11 protein-coding genes are annotated in these 15112 nt (G+C 67.2%); 2 read left to right on the top strand and 9 right to left on the bottom strand.

The genetic code is table 11. The features are described 5' to 3' along the window. The first annotated feature begins 81 nt into the window (after nt 1-81). Entirely contained in the window at nt 82-1230 is a 1149-nt protein-coding gene (locus tag G7B69_RS10500; protein ID WP_166178984.1) for a two-component system sensor histidine kinase NtrB, read from the top strand. Here the strand turns inward: G7B69_RS10500 and G7B69_RS10495 are convergent. The 4 genes from G7B69_RS10495 to G7B69_RS10480 form a co-directional block, all read right to left on the bottom strand. Beyond that, nucleotides 1227-1607: a hypothetical protein gene (locus G7B69_RS10495; protein ID WP_166178982.1), complete on the bottom strand. Its 381-nt coding sequence runs from the start codon at nt 1605-1607 to the stop codon at nt 1227-1229. The two genes, G7B69_RS10500 and G7B69_RS10495, sit on opposite strands and share 4 nt — an antisense overlap. Before the next feature lie 203 nt (nt 1608-1810). After that, nucleotides 1811-3562, bottom strand: a complete 1752-nt coding sequence (locus G7B69_RS10490; RefSeq protein ID WP_166178980.1) for a bifunctional metallophosphatase/5'-nucleotidase — start codon at nt 3560-3562, stop codon at nt 1811-1813. A 90-nt stretch (nt 3563-3652) separates the two neighbouring features. Next, nucleotides 3653-6322, bottom strand: a complete 2670-nt coding sequence (locus tag G7B69_RS10485) for a TonB-dependent receptor (RefSeq protein WP_166178978.1) — start codon at nt 6320-6322, stop codon at nt 3653-3655. A gap of 289 nt (nt 6323-6611) precedes the next feature. Further along, the gene (locus G7B69_RS10480) at nt 6612-7925 is read right to left on the bottom strand and encodes a NupC/NupG family nucleoside CNT transporter (RefSeq protein WP_166178976.1); all 1314 of its coding nucleotides are present in this window, start codon (nt 7923-7925) and stop codon (nt 6612-6614) included. A 118-nt stretch (nt 7926-8043) separates the two neighbouring features. Here G7B69_RS10480 and G7B69_RS10475 point away from each other — a divergent pair, with 118 nt between their 5' ends. Beyond that, nucleotides 8044-8688, top strand: coding sequence for a queuosine precursor transporter (locus G7B69_RS10475; protein WP_166178974.1), 645 nt, complete (start codon nt 8044-8046; stop codon nt 8686-8688). Here the strand turns inward: G7B69_RS10475 and G7B69_RS10470 are convergent. The 5 genes from G7B69_RS10470 to bioB all read right to left on the bottom strand — a co-directional run bounded on the left by G7B69_RS10470 (nt 8681) and on the right by bioB (nt 14947). After that, on the bottom strand, nt 8681-9931 hold the full coding sequence (locus G7B69_RS10470) for an adenosylmethionine--8-amino-7-oxononanoate transaminase (protein ID WP_166178972.1): 1251 nt from the start codon (nt 9929-9931) through the stop codon (nt 8681-8683). The genes G7B69_RS10475 and G7B69_RS10470 overlap by 8 nt on opposite strands. Continuing rightward, nucleotides 9928-10536, bottom strand: coding sequence for a dethiobiotin synthase (gene bioD, locus G7B69_RS16825; protein ID WP_166178970.1), 609 nt, complete (start codon nt 10534-10536; stop codon nt 9928-9930). Before bioD ends, G7B69_RS10470 begins: the two co-directional genes overlap by 4 nt. After that, nucleotides 10533-11651, bottom strand: coding sequence for an 8-amino-7-oxononanoate synthase (locus G7B69_RS10460; RefSeq protein WP_166178968.1), 1119 nt, complete (start codon nt 11649-11651; stop codon nt 10533-10535). Before G7B69_RS10460 ends, bioD begins: the two co-directional genes overlap by 4 nt. 28 nt (nt 11652-11679) lie before the next feature. Beyond that, nucleotides 11680-13695, bottom strand: a complete 2016-nt coding sequence (locus G7B69_RS10455; protein ID WP_166178966.1) for an acetyl-CoA carboxylase biotin carboxylase subunit — start codon at nt 13693-13695, stop codon at nt 11680-11682. Between the two features lie 223 nt (nt 13696-13918). Beyond that, nucleotides 13919-14947 carry a biotin synthase BioB gene (gene bioB, locus G7B69_RS10450; protein ID WP_166178964.1) on the bottom strand — a complete coding sequence of 343 codons (1029 nt, stop codon included), beginning with the start codon at nt 14945-14947 and terminating at the stop codon, nt 13919-13921. Nucleotides 14948-15112 lie beyond the last annotated feature (165 nt).

Genomic DNA, 15112 nt, shown 5'->3' with positions numbered 1-15112 from the left:
GCGAATCTTCGGAAAAATCACCGGCATGTGCAAGTCTTCATAACATGCGTTACAACGTGTTCGGAAGGGATGAACAACGACATGCCAGCCCAGCACGCATCGGACCTGCGCGAGATGGGTAGCGCGGCGCACCTGCGCTCAATTCTCGAGACGGTGCCCGACGCGATGGTCATCATCGACGCGCAGGGCCACATCCTCTCGTTCAGCAAGGCGGCCGAGCGCCTGTTCGGCTTTGCCGAGGCAGAGCTCGTGGGCGAGAACGTCAGCACGCTGATGCCTTCGCCCGACCGCGAGCGGCACGACAGTTATCTCGAGCGCTATCTCAAGACCGGCGAGAAGCGAATCATCGGCATCGGACGCCTGGTCACCGGACGCCGCCGCGACGGCACGACATTTCCGATGGAGCTCTCGGTTGGCGAAGCCACCATCGGTGACGAACGCGTGTTCACGGGCTTCATTCGCGATCTCACCGAACGGCAGGACTACGAGAAGCGCCTGCACACCGTCCAGGCCGAGCTGGCGCACGTCTCTCGCGTCACCGCGATGGGAACGCTGGCGACCTCGATCGCCCACGAGCTCAACCAACCGCTGACGGCGATCGCCAACTATGTCGAGACGGCCAGCACGATGCTGGCGGACGATCGAAGCGATCTCACCATCTCGATGATCCGCGAAGCCCTGGACGAATGCGCCAAGGAGGCGGTCCGTGCAGGACAGATCGTGCGCCGGCTGCGCGATTACATCTCCCGCGGGGAGACCGAGCGGCAAGTCTTCTCGCTGGCCAGGCTGGTCAACGAAGCGAGCGCGCTGGCCTTCGTCGGCAGCGGCAGCCAGACGGTCGACCTGACGGTTTCGATCGGCGAGGATGACCTGGTACTCGTCGACCGCGTCCAGATTCAGCAGGTCTTGCTCAACCTGATCCGCAACGCGGTGGAGGCCATGCAGGATCTGCCGCACGGCCGTTTGACGATAAGGACCATCCACCGCGAGCCGGGCTTCACAGAGGTGATCGTCTCGGACAGCGGGCCGGGCCTGGCTCCCGAGATCGCCGCGAACCTGTTCGCCCCGTTCCAGAGCACCAAGGCCGCCGGAATGGGCGTCGGGCTGTCGATCAGCCGGACGATCATCGAGGCGCACGAGGGGCGGATCTGGGCGGACTCCTCGCCCTACGGCGGCACCTCGTTCCACTTCACCTTGCCCGACGCCTCCGGCGAAGGCGCGGTAGCCTAAGCGCCGGCGACACCGTCCGGCTGCGCGCGAACGACGCGGAACGGGTAAGCCGTCCCGTCGGGTTCGGTGATGGTTATGTAGTCGCCGACACGCATTGGATGCGCTTCGAGATGGAAGAGCTTTTCGTCGTCTTCCTCGCCCACGGCGTACGAGAATGCCCAGCCCCGGCCGTTACGGACGAGATAGCCGGTCTGGTCGGGTTCGTTGGGCCAAAACCGCCGCACGGTGGCCATCGCCGGGCGCCGGGCCAGCGTCCCCTCGTCGATCAGCCCGCCCGGATCGAGCGGCACCCGCAGCATGTACGCCCGGCTCGCGGAGCCGCCGGGAAATTCCGGCGTCCGGGCCAATTCGAGACGGACAAGATTCCACTGCGGCATTGAATGAACTCTCAAGGATCGAAACCGCGAGTGTGCATGCGGACGGGTCCCCAACGGCATTGGGAAATATACGGAGTGACGGCTGGCGAGCGGCCCTTTGCAGGCGCCTTTCCCGGCGGGGGGGGTGGGGCATGGAAGGGCACCTGCAGATCGGCTTGTCGCGGATTCGCCCGCGGCGCGGCATTCGCAAATGTACGGAGGGGCTAACCCTGCGGCGCCGGCGGGTTGCGGTCGACGACCCGCGGCGTCGGGCTGACGGTCGCACCGCGGGCGATGAACGCCTCGAGCGCATCGAGATCGACTCCGCCGTCGGCGACGAACTTCGCGCGAGCGAGGTTGGAGAACCCGTCGCCGCCATTGGCGAGGAAGTTGTTGACCGTGATCCGGTAGGTCCTGGCCGGGTCGAGGGGTTGTCCATAGAGCGTCGCGGCGACGATCCGCTGCCCAACGGGAGCGCTGCGGTCGAAGGCATAAGTGAAGCCCTGCGAGGGGATCAGGAACGATTGCCGGAAGCGGCCCGACGGATCGTCGGAGAACTGCTGCTCGAGGGTCTGCTTCAGCTCAGCGCCGGTCAGCTCGAGCACCTCGAGCGTATTGCCGAACGGCTGCAGCGTGAAGATCTGCCCGTAAGTGACCGAACCATCGGGCTGGGTGGTGAAGCCCGCCCGCACGCCGCCCGAGTTGATGAAGCCGATCTGCGCCCCGCCCCTGGCCGGATCGCGGGTCGCGGCGAGCTGCGCATCGGCCACGAGCCGCGCCAGCGGCGTGTCGAGCGCGTTCTCGCCGGCCGCGAGCGAGCCAGTGATGCGGCCGACGACGCGTTTGGCGACCGTGGCGCTGACCGCGCCGTAGCGGTCGACGATCTGCCTCACGTCGGCCTCTTCGCCGGCGGCTTCGCTTACCGGATCGTTGACCGCGCTCAGCGACAGGATCTTGTCGGTCGCGGGATCGATTCGCAGGCGGATGTCGGTCACGAAATAGCCGTAGCGCCCGCCACTCGTGAGCAGGCGGGGCGCGCCGTTCGCGTCGGGCACTTCGCAGATGTACGCCTTGTGCGTGTGGCCGGAAATCACCAGGCGGATGTCGGGCGCCAGCCGGGAGAGGATCGGCAGGATGTCGCCTTCGAGCTTGGGGCAGGCGTCCTGGCTGAAGAACGGATCGACCTGTCCGCCCTGATGCAGCAGCAGAACGACCGCGTCGGCCCCTTGCGCCTTGAGCTGCGCCGCGAGCGCGTTGGCGGTCTCGGCCTCGTCGGTGAAATGATAACCCTTGGTGGCGGCGGGCGAGGTCAGCAGGCCGGTGTCCTTCAACGTCATCCCGATGAAGCCGATCCTGACCGGGCCGAATTGGCGAATGGCGGTGCCGGGGAACAGCGGCTTTCCGCTGCCATCGAGCACGTTCGCGGCCAGGTAGGTGAACTTTGCGCCCTCGAAGGGCTTGTCGAGGCGGCACGGCACGCGCTGGGTGAACACCGCACAGCCGCCCTGCTGCATGCGCTTGAGCTCACCGATGCCCTTGTCGAATTCGTGGTTGCCGACCGAGGCGAGCGCCAGGCCCATCCGATTGAGCGCCATGATCGTCGGCTCGTCGAGAAAATAGGCCGAGGCAAGCGGGCTCGCGCCGACGAGATCGCCGGCGGCGACGGTGATCGTTTCGGAATGGCCCTGACGCAAATGCGCAAGTGTAGCCCCGAGCCGCGCGGCCCCGCCGAGCTTCGCCTTCACCGGCTGGCCGCCGGCGTAATAGGTCGTGGTGCCCTCGGGCACCTCGATGTTGCCATGGAAATCGTTGACCGCGAGAATCTGGATTTCCTCGCTCGCCGCCGCCGCCGGTGGAGCATGTGAAGGGATGGTCGCGCAGGCTGCAAGAGCGCCGGCCGCGGCCATGGCCGCCGCACCACGCAAGCGCGCGATGGCCGTTCGAGCGAAGAAAACCATGATCTGCTCCGATTGCATGAAGAAAGGGATAGCAGCGCCAGCCGGCGCCGCTATCCCCCTCTCGATTCCGGCCGGATGGGACAATCCATCCGCTTTCGTCGCCGCGGATTAGAACCCGACGTTCAGCGAGGCCGAGATGGTCCGCGGCGCGCCGATCTGGGCGAATACCGGGCTTCCGGGATTGCCGGTGAAGACTCCGGCACCGAGCACGTTCCCCTGGTTGAGCCCCGTGGTGTAGTTGCCGACGTAGAGCTTGTCGAACAGGTTGTAGACGTTGAGCTGCAGGTAGGTCTTGTCGTTCAGCCCGATGAACTCGAGGTTCAGGCGGGCGTCGAGGTTGACCAGCCAGTAGGCGTTCGTCTTGGCCGGATAGATCACGTAAGGCGCTGCGGCAGTCCCGCCGTAGACCGGCAGGTTGCTGTCGTAGATGTAACGCCCGCCGGTGCGCTTGCCGGTGATGCCGACTTCGACCGGTCCGAAGAAGCCGCGCGCCTGGGCACCGTAAGTGTATGCCGGAGCGCCACCCTCGCGGTTGCCGGCCGTGGCGACGAACAGCGGATCGCCGGCAACCGTGCAACCAGGGACGTTGGCGGTGACGTTGGCGCTCGAGCACGTGCCGCTCTGCACGTTGTCCTTGATCTTCGACTTCATGTACGAACCGAAGGCATAGAGCGCGAACTGCGGGATCGGCTGGTACGCGATGCTGGCGTCGACGCCGTATTTGTCAACCGCGCCAAGGTTCCGGTAAACGTTGCGCTCAAGCTCCGGATCGTAAGCCGATGCCAGGCGATTGGTGTACTTGGTGTACCAGCCGACCAGTTGCGCCTGCACCTTGCTGGAGCGATACCGCAGACCCGCATCGAAGTTGTCCGTCGTCTCCGGCTTAGGCCGCGCCTGCTCGGTGTCGAACGGGAAGTAGAACGCGTTGTAGAGCGCGTCCGTGCCCGGCACCTGGAGACCCTTGGAATAGTTGGCGAAAACCGAAATCGGCTGGGTGATGTGATAAACTAGGCCGACGTTAGGCAGGACCTTGTCGTACTTCAGCTCGCGATGTTGCGGCCCCTGGGTCGGATAGGTGCCGATCCCGGGAACAGTCTGCGTGGGGTTGGCGGCGAGCCAGGCGGCCTGGGCTGCCGCGTCATCCGTGAAGCATTCGACGAAGCCGGATGCGCTCGAGGTGGCGCAATAGTTGTTGAGATTGCGGGTGAAGAACGGCGCGCGAATGCCGGCGGTCACCGACAGCGCATCATCGAAGAAGCGGCCGCGATATTCGCCCGAGATCTGGTGCAGGATTGCGTACGATAGCCGGTCGCGCTTCTGCAATACCCGGCCGTTGACGTCGCTCTCCGGATCGACTTCGGGGAACACGTGGAGCGGCTCGCCGTTCGCGTCGAGCAAGCCGACTTCGCCGGTCTGCCGGTGGCGCGCGCGGTCATAGGTATAGGCCACGCGCACGGTGTTGTTCGAGTCGATGTCCCAGATCAGGTTGGTGATCACCCCGATGCGGCGGGTGTTCGTCTCGCTCGGCGCGAGAACGGTGACCTGGTCGAGCGCGTCACCGTCGCCGTTGACGTCGCGGCCAAAGTAAGGAGAGCCGCCGATGAAACCGGTGATCTGCTTGCCGCCGGCGTTGAAGGTTCCTTCACGAGCCGTGACCGTGCCGCCGCCGTTGGCCTTCACGTACTGGTAGCTCGGATCGACCGTCAGCGTGACGCTATCGGCCAGCGTGAAGCGCGACGAGCCGCGGATGTTGCCGGTTTTCGACGGGTTGTAGCGGCGATCGAACTCCGTGCCGCAGCTTCCGCCCGCGGTCGGCGCGGCGGGAGCCGGAGCCACCTTGTCGGCAACGCCAGGCGTCCCGACGGCCATCGTGCATGGGAAATTGATGTCGTAATGGCGTTCATCGTTGTCGAGCGGGAAACGGTTGCCCGACTGCCCGCCGACGATGCGGGGAGCAGAGTTCGTCGCGCTTTGCGTCAGATCGGTGCGCAGCGGCAGCGAGCCGAAGAAGTTGTTGCGGTTGACGTTGTAGTGGCCGGCGATCGAGATGAAATCGCCATTTTCGCCGATCGGTTGATAAATGCGGGCGTTGTACTGCTCTTTGTTGAGCTTGCCGTAGTTGTTGTACGGATTGTCGTATTGCGAATGGCTGGCGGCGACGAAAGCGCGCGTGCCGATCGAAGTGAACTCGCCGGTGTCGACCATGCCGAAGACGCGCCAGAAATTGTCTTCGCCGACCGAGCCGACCGCGCGGACGCCGAAGTCCTTCGCAGGAAGCCGCGTGCGGTAGTTGACCGTCGAGCCGGTCGCGGCCGCGGTCGGGCTGTCGACGTCGGTCGTCCCGAGGTTGACGTTGACCTGCTCGATCAGTTCGGGATCGAGCTGCTGGTTGGAGTAGATCGCGTAGTTGCCCGAATCGTTCAGGGGAACGCCGTCGAAGGTCAGGCTGATGCGGTCGGCCGAGAACCCGCGGATGCTGAGCTGGCCGCCCGAGGTGCCGTAGGCATCGTTGTTGGTGAAGGTCACGCCGGGAATGATGTTGATGCTGTCGAGCACCGTCTGGCCGGCTGCGTTGTGCGCGAGCTGCTCTTGCGTGAGCACTTCCTTCGCCTTGGAGGTATCGGGCACCTGCACACCCTCGACGCCCTGCGCGGTGGCCGAGCCGGTGACGACGATCTCTTTTTCCTCAAAGTTCACGGTGCCGGTCGACTGCGCATGCGCGACGGCTGGAAGAGCCAGCGCGATCAGCGCGCTGCTGCGAAGAAGCGTGGTTTTCATGTCTGGTGATCCCTCAGTTCTGGCTGGGCGAATCGGCCAACATGAGTTGGTGGATGCGCCCCTTCGGCCAGTCCTAAGCACTCGGTACGTGACGGAATAGTGACATTCCCACCGTATGCTCGGGCCAGGCGTGCGCGCGACTGAGGACGCAAAAACGGCGGATTTCTGCGGGTTTCATAGCCAACGTTCGCAACTGTTCCGCGCCAGCCGAGCGTACCTGTCTAAAGTTCTGCTGCAGTGCGGCATTTTTGCCACGCCGCGGCTTGCAACACTGTTGCGCGGAGCGCCGTCAGAGCGACAGAAACAAACCCGCGAGCGCGGCGCTCATCAGATTCGACAGCGATCCGGCGGCGAGCGCGCGCAGCCCGAGTCGCGCGATCACCGGCCGCTGATTCGGCGCCAGGCCGCCGGTCACCGCCAGCTGGATCGCGATCGAGCTGAAGTTGGCGAAGCCGCACAGCGCGAAGGTAATGATCGCGCGGCTGCGGTCGCTGAGCACCTCCGGCCCCATCTTGCCGAGATCGATGAAGGCGACGAATTCATTGAGCACGATCTTGGTGCCGAACAGCCCGCCGGCCTGCTGCGCCTCCTGCCAAGGGACGCCGAGCAGGTACATCACCGGAGCAAAGAGCGTGCCGAGCACGCCCTGGAACGACAGCGCCGGGTAGCCGAAGAGCCCGCCAGCCCAGCCCAGCAGTCCATTGGCGAGCGCTACGAGGGCGACGAACGCCAGCACCATCGCCCCCACCGCGACCGCCAGCCGGACACCCGTCTGCGCCCCTTGCGCGGCTGCCTCGATCACGTTCGCCGCGCGCTGTTCCTCCCCCTCGGCCACGGCAACCTCGTGCGGCTTGCCGCCCTCGGTGATCGCCGCCGGGCCCTCGGCGCTGACCCGGCCGTGTGGCAGGACGATGTTCTCGCCCGCAGGCTCCGGCTCGTCCTCGTCGTCGGGCATGATGATCTTGGCCATCAGCACCCCGCCCGGCGCCGACATGAAGGCTGCGGCAAGCAGGTAGGGCAGGTACCTGGCGCCGAGCAGGCCGGCGTATGCGGCGAGGATCGTCCCGGCGACTCCGGCCATGCCGACCGTCATCAGGGTAAAGATCCCCGACGGCGGCAGTGCGGCGAGGTAGGGCCGCACGACCAGCGGGCTTTCCGACTGGCCGACGAAGATGTTGGCCGCCGCGCCGAGTGATTCGACCCGGCTGATCCCGGTGATCCAGCCGATCGCGCCGCCGACCCAGCGCACCACCAGCTGCATGATCCCGAGATAGTAGAGGATCGACACCAGCGAGGCGAAGAAGATGATCACCGGGAGCGCGCCGAGCGCGAACGAGCCCGCCAGCGGGTTGGCCGCGCTCGCCCCGAAGAGGAACTCGGTACCGGCGGTGGCATAGGAGAGCAGCGCCGCGACGCCGTTGGCCATGCCCTGGATCCCCGCCCGGCCCCACGGCGTGTAGAGCACGATGAAGGCGATCACCGCCTGCAGCGCGAAAGCCGGGGCGACCACGCGCAGACGGATTTTCCGCCGCCGCTTCGACAGCGCCACGGCGATGGCGAGAATGGCCACGATCCCGAAAAGATTGACCACGATGAGCGGCATGATCCCGACCCCTTACCCGTCCTGCGCTGCCACATCGCCCCGTCGGCGCGAGAAGGTCAAAGGGTAAAATCGTTTCCTCCCGCTTTTCTTTTCGTGCGTTCGCCCATAGCCAGTGACGATGGACGCCGACGCCAACCTTCCGCCCATTCCTCTGCCACTCTTCGCGCTCAGCCTGCTCTACGGCGGGATGACCTGCATCGCCGGTGTGCTCGGCTCGAAGCAGGTGGCGCTCGGCCCGCTCGCGGTCGAGGCCGGCATCCTGCCGTTCCTGCTGCTGGTGGCGATTTCGAGCAGCGTCGCGCGGCTCTACGGCAAGGCCACCGCCGACCGGTTGGTGCGCTTCGGTTTCGTGCCGCTGGTCACCGCGATCCTCCTGACCTGGTTCGTCATCCAGCTGCCGACCGATCCGGGCATGTACGAGCCCGCCAAAGCGGCTTTCCCGATCGTGCTCGGCCAGGGCGTGCGGCTGATGATCGCCGGGATCATCGCCTACGGCGTGTCGATGACGCTCAACGTGCTGATCTTCAGCCGGCTGGCTCGCGCCGGCAGCATCACGGTGGTTGCCGGAGCCGTCGCCGCGATGGTCAGCCAGATCATCGACACGCTGATCTTCATCACCGTGTCGTTCTACGGCGAGCGGCCGATCGGCAACCTGATCCTCGGTCAGGCGCTGGCGAAAGTGGTGCTGTCGCTGGTGCTGGTGCCACTGCTGATCGCGCTGCTCGTGGCGGTGGCCAAACGCATGGAGCCGCGCGTCAGCTGAGGCTGGCGATACCCGCTTCTATGGTCGAATAGATCGTGTCGAGGTCGGCTTCGCCGACGCAATAGGGCGGCATGACGTAGACCGTGTTGCCGAGGGGGCGCAGCAGGACGCCGCGTTCGCGGCAGAAGGCCATCAGCCTTGGCGCGAAGTCCGAGAGGTAGCCGGAAACCGGCGCGCGGACCTCGAAGGCGGTGATCGTGCCGAGCTGGCGCGGGTTCTCCACGATCGAGCTGGCGGCCATTCGCGCCAGCTGCCCCGCCTGCCGGTCGGCGAGCAAGGCGACCCGTTCGAGCACCGGTTCCTCGCGCCAGATCGTCAGGTTCGCCGCGGCCGCGGCGCAGGCGAGCGGGTTGGCGGTGTAGCTCGACGAATGGAAGAACATGCGCGCGCGGTCGGGCGACAAGTGCGCCTGGTAGATCGGCTCGCTCGCCAGCGTCACCGCCAGCGGGACGGCGCCACCCGTGAGGCCCTTCGAGAGGCACAGGATGTCCGGCACCACCCCGGCCTGCTCGCAGGCGAGAAGGGTGCCGGTGCGGCCCCAGCCGGTCATCACCTCATCGGCAATCAGCAGCACACCGTGGCGGCGGCAGATCGCGGCGAACTCGGCGAGCACCGCCGGCGGGTACATCAGCATGCCCGCCGCCCCGAGCACCAGCGGCTCGAGGATGAACGCCGCCGCCCCGGCGGCGCACGCGGCCTCGAGCGCGTCGTAGCTCGGCTGCGGGTCGTCGCCCGGGAAGGGAATCGTGCCGACGTCGAACAGCAGCGGCGCGTACGCCTGGTTGAACACCCCGCGCGCGCCGACCGACATTCCGCCCACGGTGTCGCCGTGATAGCCATGCTCGAGCACGAGGATGCGGTGCCGCTCCTCGCCGCGGTTGCGCCAGAAGCCGAGCGCCATCTTGAGTGCGACCTCGACGCTCGTCGAGCCGGAGTCCGAGAAGAACACCCGCGTCAGCGCCGGCGGCATGATCCCGAGAAGACCCCGCGCGACCTCCTCGGCCGGCTCGTGCGTCCACCCGGCGAAGATGACCTGGTCGAGCTTCTCCGCCTGGCTTGCGATGGCGGCCATGATCCGCGGATGGCAATGCCCGTGCGTCGTCACCCACCACGAAGAGATCGCGTCGATGACCCGCTCCCCGTCGGCGGTGAACAGCGCCGCGCCCTCGCCCCGCGCGACGAGGGGGATCGGCTCTCCCAGCCCATGCTGGGTGAACGGATGCCAGATGGGCGAACCGCTCAAACGAAGTCGTCCGGGTCGAACGCGGCCCCGAACGCGGCGAGCAGCGCGTCGGCGGTGACCTCGGGCAGCATCGGCAACCGCCCGAGCCGTTTGACTTGGCCGACACGGGCAATGGTCGCCTCGGTGTTCTCGACCGCCTCGCCGATGAAGGCGACGCCGTGGATCGGCACCCCTCGCGCCCGCAGCGCTTCGATGGACAGCAGCGTGTGGTTGATCGTCCCCAGCGCGGTGCGCGCCGCCAGCACCACCGGCAGGTTCCAGCGGGCGAAGAGGTCGGCGAACGACAGGTCGTCGCGGATCGGCACGAGCACGCCGCCGGCGCCTTCGACGACCAGGCGATCCTCGCCTGGCGGAAGCGCCAGTTCGGCGTCCTCGATGCGAATGCCGTCCATCTCCGCGGCCCAGTGCGGCGAGCAGGGGGCGCTCAGGCGGTACGCTTCGGGCAGCGCGCGCACGCCAAGCGCCGCGACGCGCTCGCTGTCGGTCTCGTCGTCTAGGCCCGCCTGGATCGGCTTCCAGTAGGCCGAGCCCGTCGCCATGGCGATGGCGGCGGCGAGCACGGTCTTGCCAATGCCGGTGTCGGTGCCGCTGACGACCAGCCTCATGCCGCGCGCATCGCCGCTTGCAGCGCTTCGCCGAGGCCGCGAATGTCATTTTCGCCGGCGTTGAGCGTCACCGAAATGCGCAGCCGCGAGGTGCCCGCCGGAACCGTCGGCGGGCGAATCCCGCGCACGTCGTAACCGCTCTCCTGGAGCATTCCGGCGACGCGCATGGCCCGCGTGTCGTCGCCGAGGATCACTGGAATGATCTGCGATCCGCTCGCCGGCACGCCCGCTTCGCCGAGCGCTTGCTCGGCCAGGCGAACGCGCTGCTGCAAGGCCTCGCGCCGTTCCGGCTCGTCGGCGAGGATGCGCAAGGCCTCGCCCACCGCTCGCGCCATCAGCGGCGACGGGGCGGTCGAGAAGATGAACCCGCGTCCCCGATTGACCAGGAAGTCGCGGAACAGGCGCGGCAGGCACAGCAGCGCGCCCTCGACGCCGAGCGCCTTGCCGCACGTGCGCAAGACCACGACGTTCTCGAGCCCGTCGAGGTGCGCGGCGAGGCCGCGTCCGTTGGGACCGAACACGCCAACCGCATGCGCCTCGTCGATGACCAGGAATGCATCCTGCTCGTCCGCCAGCGCCGCCAACTCGCCGAGCGGCGCGCGGTCGCCGTCCATCGAATAGAGGCTTTCAACCGCGATCCACGCGCGGCCCTTGCCGCCGCCCGTGCGCCACTGGAGGATGGCATCGGCGAAGGCATCGACGTCGTTATGCTGTGCCGCCGCCCGCTCGGCCCGGCCGCAGCGCAGGCCCTCGTGGGTGCTGGCGTGGATCAGCGCGTCGTGGACCACGAGATCGCCGCGCTGCGGCAAGGTGGCGAACAGCGTCTCGTTGGCCGCGAACCCGCTCGACCAGTAAAGCGCGCTCTCCGAGCCGAAGAACGCCGCCGCCTCGGCCTCGAGCCGCTCGTGCTCGGGATCGTTGCCGCGCAAGAGCCGCGAGCCGCCCGAGCCGATCGCCACGCCGCTCAGCAGCGCATCGAGGACGGCGTCGCGCAGGCGGGGCGAGTTGGCGAGACCGAGGTAGTCGTTGGAAGAGAAATCGGCGCCCGTCCGCGGTACGAAGCGGCGCAAGCGGCCGGCTGCCTCCAGGTCGTCGAGCTGATCGCGATGGGTCATGGCGCCGCTCCTGCTGCCAAGCGACCCCCTAGTCAAACTCGAGGATCGCCGCATCGACCGCGAGGCTTTCGCCGGGCGCGAAGTTGGCCGCCGTGACGGTTGCGCTGCGCTCGGCGCGGAGGATGTTTTCCATCTTCATCGCCTCGACCACCGCCAGCGGCTGGCCGGCCACGACCTTGTCGCCCGGCGCGACGAGCAATTGCGTGAGCAATCCGGGCATCGGCGCGAGGAGGAACTTCGACAGGTCCGGCGGGACTTTCTCGATCATGTGCCGGGCGAGCGGGGCGACCTTGGCCGGGAGGACCAGCGCGCGGTGAGTCCGCCCGTGGGTGGTTATGCGCCAGTGGACGCCGTCGCGGCGGACGATCAGGCCAAGCGTGTGCCCGTCGCCGGTGGCGACTGCGATGGCATCGCCGGGCCGCCAGTCGCAATGGCCCCCGACGCGATTTCCGTCGACGATTGCGTGGCCTTCGGCGAGCGTCACCGCGAAGTCGCGGCCGGTCATCGTCACGACCCAGTCGGACAGGTTCGCGGGGATGCCGTTGATCTTGCCGCTGGTCTGCCCGGCCCGCGCGCGGTGCGAGCATTCGATGCCGGCGGCGATCGCGGCGACGGCGTTGAGCAATTCCTCGCTCGCCGGGGCGCCGTGGAAGCCGTCGGGCCATTCCTCGGCGATGAAGCCCGTGGTCAGCTCGCCGGCGAGGAAGCGCGGGTGCTGCATGATCGCGCTGAGGAAATCGACGTTGTGGCCGAGCCCCTCGATGCGGAACGCGTCGAGCGCCGCCACCTGCAACGCCGCGGCTTCGCCCCGCGTCGGCGCCCAGGTGATCAGCTTGGCGATCATCGGGTCGTAGAACATCGACACTTCGCCGCCTTCGGCAACGCCGTCGTCGAGGCGGACGTAGGCCTCGCCGTCGGTTTCGCCCGGCGCCTGGTGGAATTTCGCCTCAGGCGGCCCGTACCGCACCAGCCGCCCGGTACTCGGCAGGAAGCCGCGATAGGGGTCCTCGGCGTAGACCCGGCTTTCGATCGACCAGCCGTTTATGCCGACGTCCGTTTGCGAAAACGCCAGCTTCTCGCCCGCGGCGACGCGGATCATCTGCTCGACCAGGTCGATCCCGGTAATCGCCTCGGTCACCGGATGCTCGACCTGCAGGCGGGTGTTCATTTCGAGGAAGTAGAAGCTCTCGCCGGTCGGGTCCGCGCCCGAAACGATCAGCTCGACCGTGCCCGCCGAGTGATACCCGACCGCCTGCGCCAGCGCGACGCACTGCTCGCCCATCGCCTGGCGCATCTTGGGCGTGACGAACGGCGACGGTGCTTCCTCGACCACCTTCTGGTGGCGCCGCTGGATGCTGCACTCGCGCTCGTTGAGGTAGAGCACGGTCCCGTGCTTGTCGCCGAGCAGCTGGATCTCGATGTGGCGCGGGTCCTCGATGAACTTCTCGATGAACACCCGGTCGTCGCCGAACGAGTTGAGCCCCTCGCGCTTGGTCGCCTCGAAGCCCTCGCGCACGTCCTGTTCAGACCAGGCGAGGCGCATGCCCTTGCCGCCGCCGCCGGCGCTGGCCTTCATCATCACCGGATAGCCGATCTCGCCGGCGATCCGCACGGCGTGCTCGGTATCGGCGATCTCGCCGAGGAAGCCGGGGACGACGTTGACCCCCGCGGCCTGCGCCAGCTTCTTGCTTTCGATCTTGTCGCCCATCGCCGCGATGGCGCTGGCGGGAGGCCCGATGAAGGCGATCCCTTCGGACTCCAGCGCCTCGACGAAGCTCGCCCGCTCGGACAGGAAGCCGTAACCCGGATGCACCGCCTCGGCCCCGGTCGCCTTGCACGCGGCGATGATCTTTTCGGGCACGAGATAGCTCTCGGCCGCCGGCGCCGGGCCGATGTTCACTGCCTCGTCCGCCAGCCTGACGAACGGCGCGCGGGCGTCGGCATCCGAATAGACCGCGACCGTGGCGATCCCCATCCGCCGCGCGGTGCGGATCACCCGGCAGGCGATTTCGCCGCGATTGGCGATGAGGATTTTGGAGAACACCCTATCGCCCCCCAAGCTCGTCACCCTGAACTTGTTTCAGGGTCCATCGCGCACCACGCACGGACGGAGCAGGACGAGAAATGGATGCTGAAACAAGTTCAGCACGACGAGTGGAGAAAGCGCAGCCCACCTCAATCACCGTGCATGAACATGCCGGAACGAAACATCCCGAAAGCGATGAGGATCACCACCAGGAGGACGATTAAGGCTGGTGCAACGCGCCTCACTCCGCCGCCTCCGCCCTCGCACACGCCCGCATCGGCTCCTCGCCGCGCAGCGCCGTCAGCCCGAGCTTGGCGAACAGCGCGGCGTCCTCGTCGTCGCCGGCATTCGGCGCGGTTAACAGCTTGTCGCCGGTGAAGATCGAGTTCGCGCCGGCCATGAAGCACAGCGCCTGGGTCGCCTCGCTCATGCTCTCGCGCCCGGCGGACAGCCGCACCATGCTCAGCGGCATGGTGATCCGCGCCGCGGCCACCGTGCGGACGAACTCGATGTCGTCGATCTTCGCCAGGGGCGTGCCTTCGAGCATGTCGCCGAGAACGGTGCCCTTGACCGGCACCAGCGCGTTGACCGGCACGCTTTCGGGATGCCGCTCCAGCGTCGCCAGCGTGTGGACGAAGCCGACGCGGTCCTCGCGCGTCTCGCCCATGCCGACGATCCCGCCCGAGCAGACGTTGATCCCCGCCGCGCGGACGTTGTCGAGCGTCTCCAGCCGGTCCTCGAACTTGCGGGTGGTGATGACCCGCTCGTAATACTCGGGGCCGGTGTCGATGTTATGGTTGTAGTAGTCGAGCCCGGCCTCGGCGAGCTGGTCGGCCTGCGCGGGCGTCAGCATGCCGAGCGTCATGCAGGTCTCCAGCCCCATCGCGCGCACCCCGCGTACGATCTCGACGATCGCCGGCATGTCGCGGTCCTTGGGATTGCGCCAGGCGGCGCCCATGCAGAAGCGCTGGCTGCCGGCGTCCTTCGCCTGCGCGGCGGACTGGAGCACCGCCTGAACGTCCATCAGCTTGGTCGCCTCGACCCCGCTGTCGGCGTGGGCGCTCTGCGAGCAGTAGCCGCAATCCTCCGGGCACCCGCCGGTCTTGATCGAGAGCAGCGTGCACAGCTGCACCTCGCCGGCCGCGTGGTGCGCCCGGTGCACTTCGGCCGCGCGGAACACGAGCTCGGTGAACGGCAGCTCGAACAGCGCGGCGATCTCGGCGCGGGTCCAGTCGTTTCTTAGTTCGTCATGCTGAACTTGTTTCAGCATCCATTTTTCCTCTCAAGCGGATGGTCGTGGGGCGCGATGGACCCTGAAACAAGTTCAGGGTGACGGCAATGGGAGGCGGTCACTCTTCAGGCTCCACTCGGAAAACACGATAGGCAAGAACTAGGATGATTGCGACGCACAAGCCGCGCCAGAAGACCAGTTGGG

Source organism: Croceibacterium segetis, from assembly GCF_011320115.1.
Taxonomy (GTDB): domain Bacteria; phylum Pseudomonadota; class Alphaproteobacteria; order Sphingomonadales; family Sphingomonadaceae; genus Croceibacterium_B; species Croceibacterium_B segetis.
This window is presented reverse-complemented; position numbering and strand designations above follow the sequence as displayed.

Coding starts and splice junctions, on each gene's coding strand:
- G7B69_RS10475 (WP_166178974.1), top strand. CDS start 8,044: ATGGACGCCGACGCCAACCTTCCGCCCATTCCTCTGCCACTCTTCGCG.
- G7B69_RS10460 (WP_166178968.1), bottom strand. CDS start 11,651: ATGACCCATCGCGATCAGCTCGACGACCTGGAGGCAGCCGGCCGCTTG.
- G7B69_RS10490 (WP_166178980.1), bottom strand. CDS start 3,562: ATGCAATCGGAGCAGATCATGGTTTTCTTCGCTCGAACGGCCATCGCG.
- G7B69_RS10500 (WP_166178984.1), top strand. CDS start 82: ATGCCAGCCCAGCACGCATCGGACCTGCGCGAGATGGGTAGCGCGGCG.
- bioB (WP_166178964.1), bottom strand. CDS start 14,947: ATGCTGAAACAAGTTCAGCATGACGAACTAAGAAACGACTGGACCCGC.
- bioD (WP_166178970.1), bottom strand. CDS start 10,536: ATGAGGCTGGTCGTCAGCGGCACCGACACCGGCATTGGCAAGACCGTG.
- G7B69_RS10485 (WP_166178978.1), bottom strand. CDS start 6,322: ATGAAAACCACGCTTCTTCGCAGCAGCGCGCTGATCGCGCTGGCTCTT.
- G7B69_RS10495 (WP_166178982.1), bottom strand. CDS start 1,607: ATGCCGCAGTGGAATCTTGTCCGTCTCGAATTGGCCCGGACGCCGGAA.
- G7B69_RS10480 (WP_166178976.1), bottom strand. CDS start 7,925: ATGCCGCTCATCGTGGTCAATCTTTTCGGGATCGTGGCCATTCTCGCC.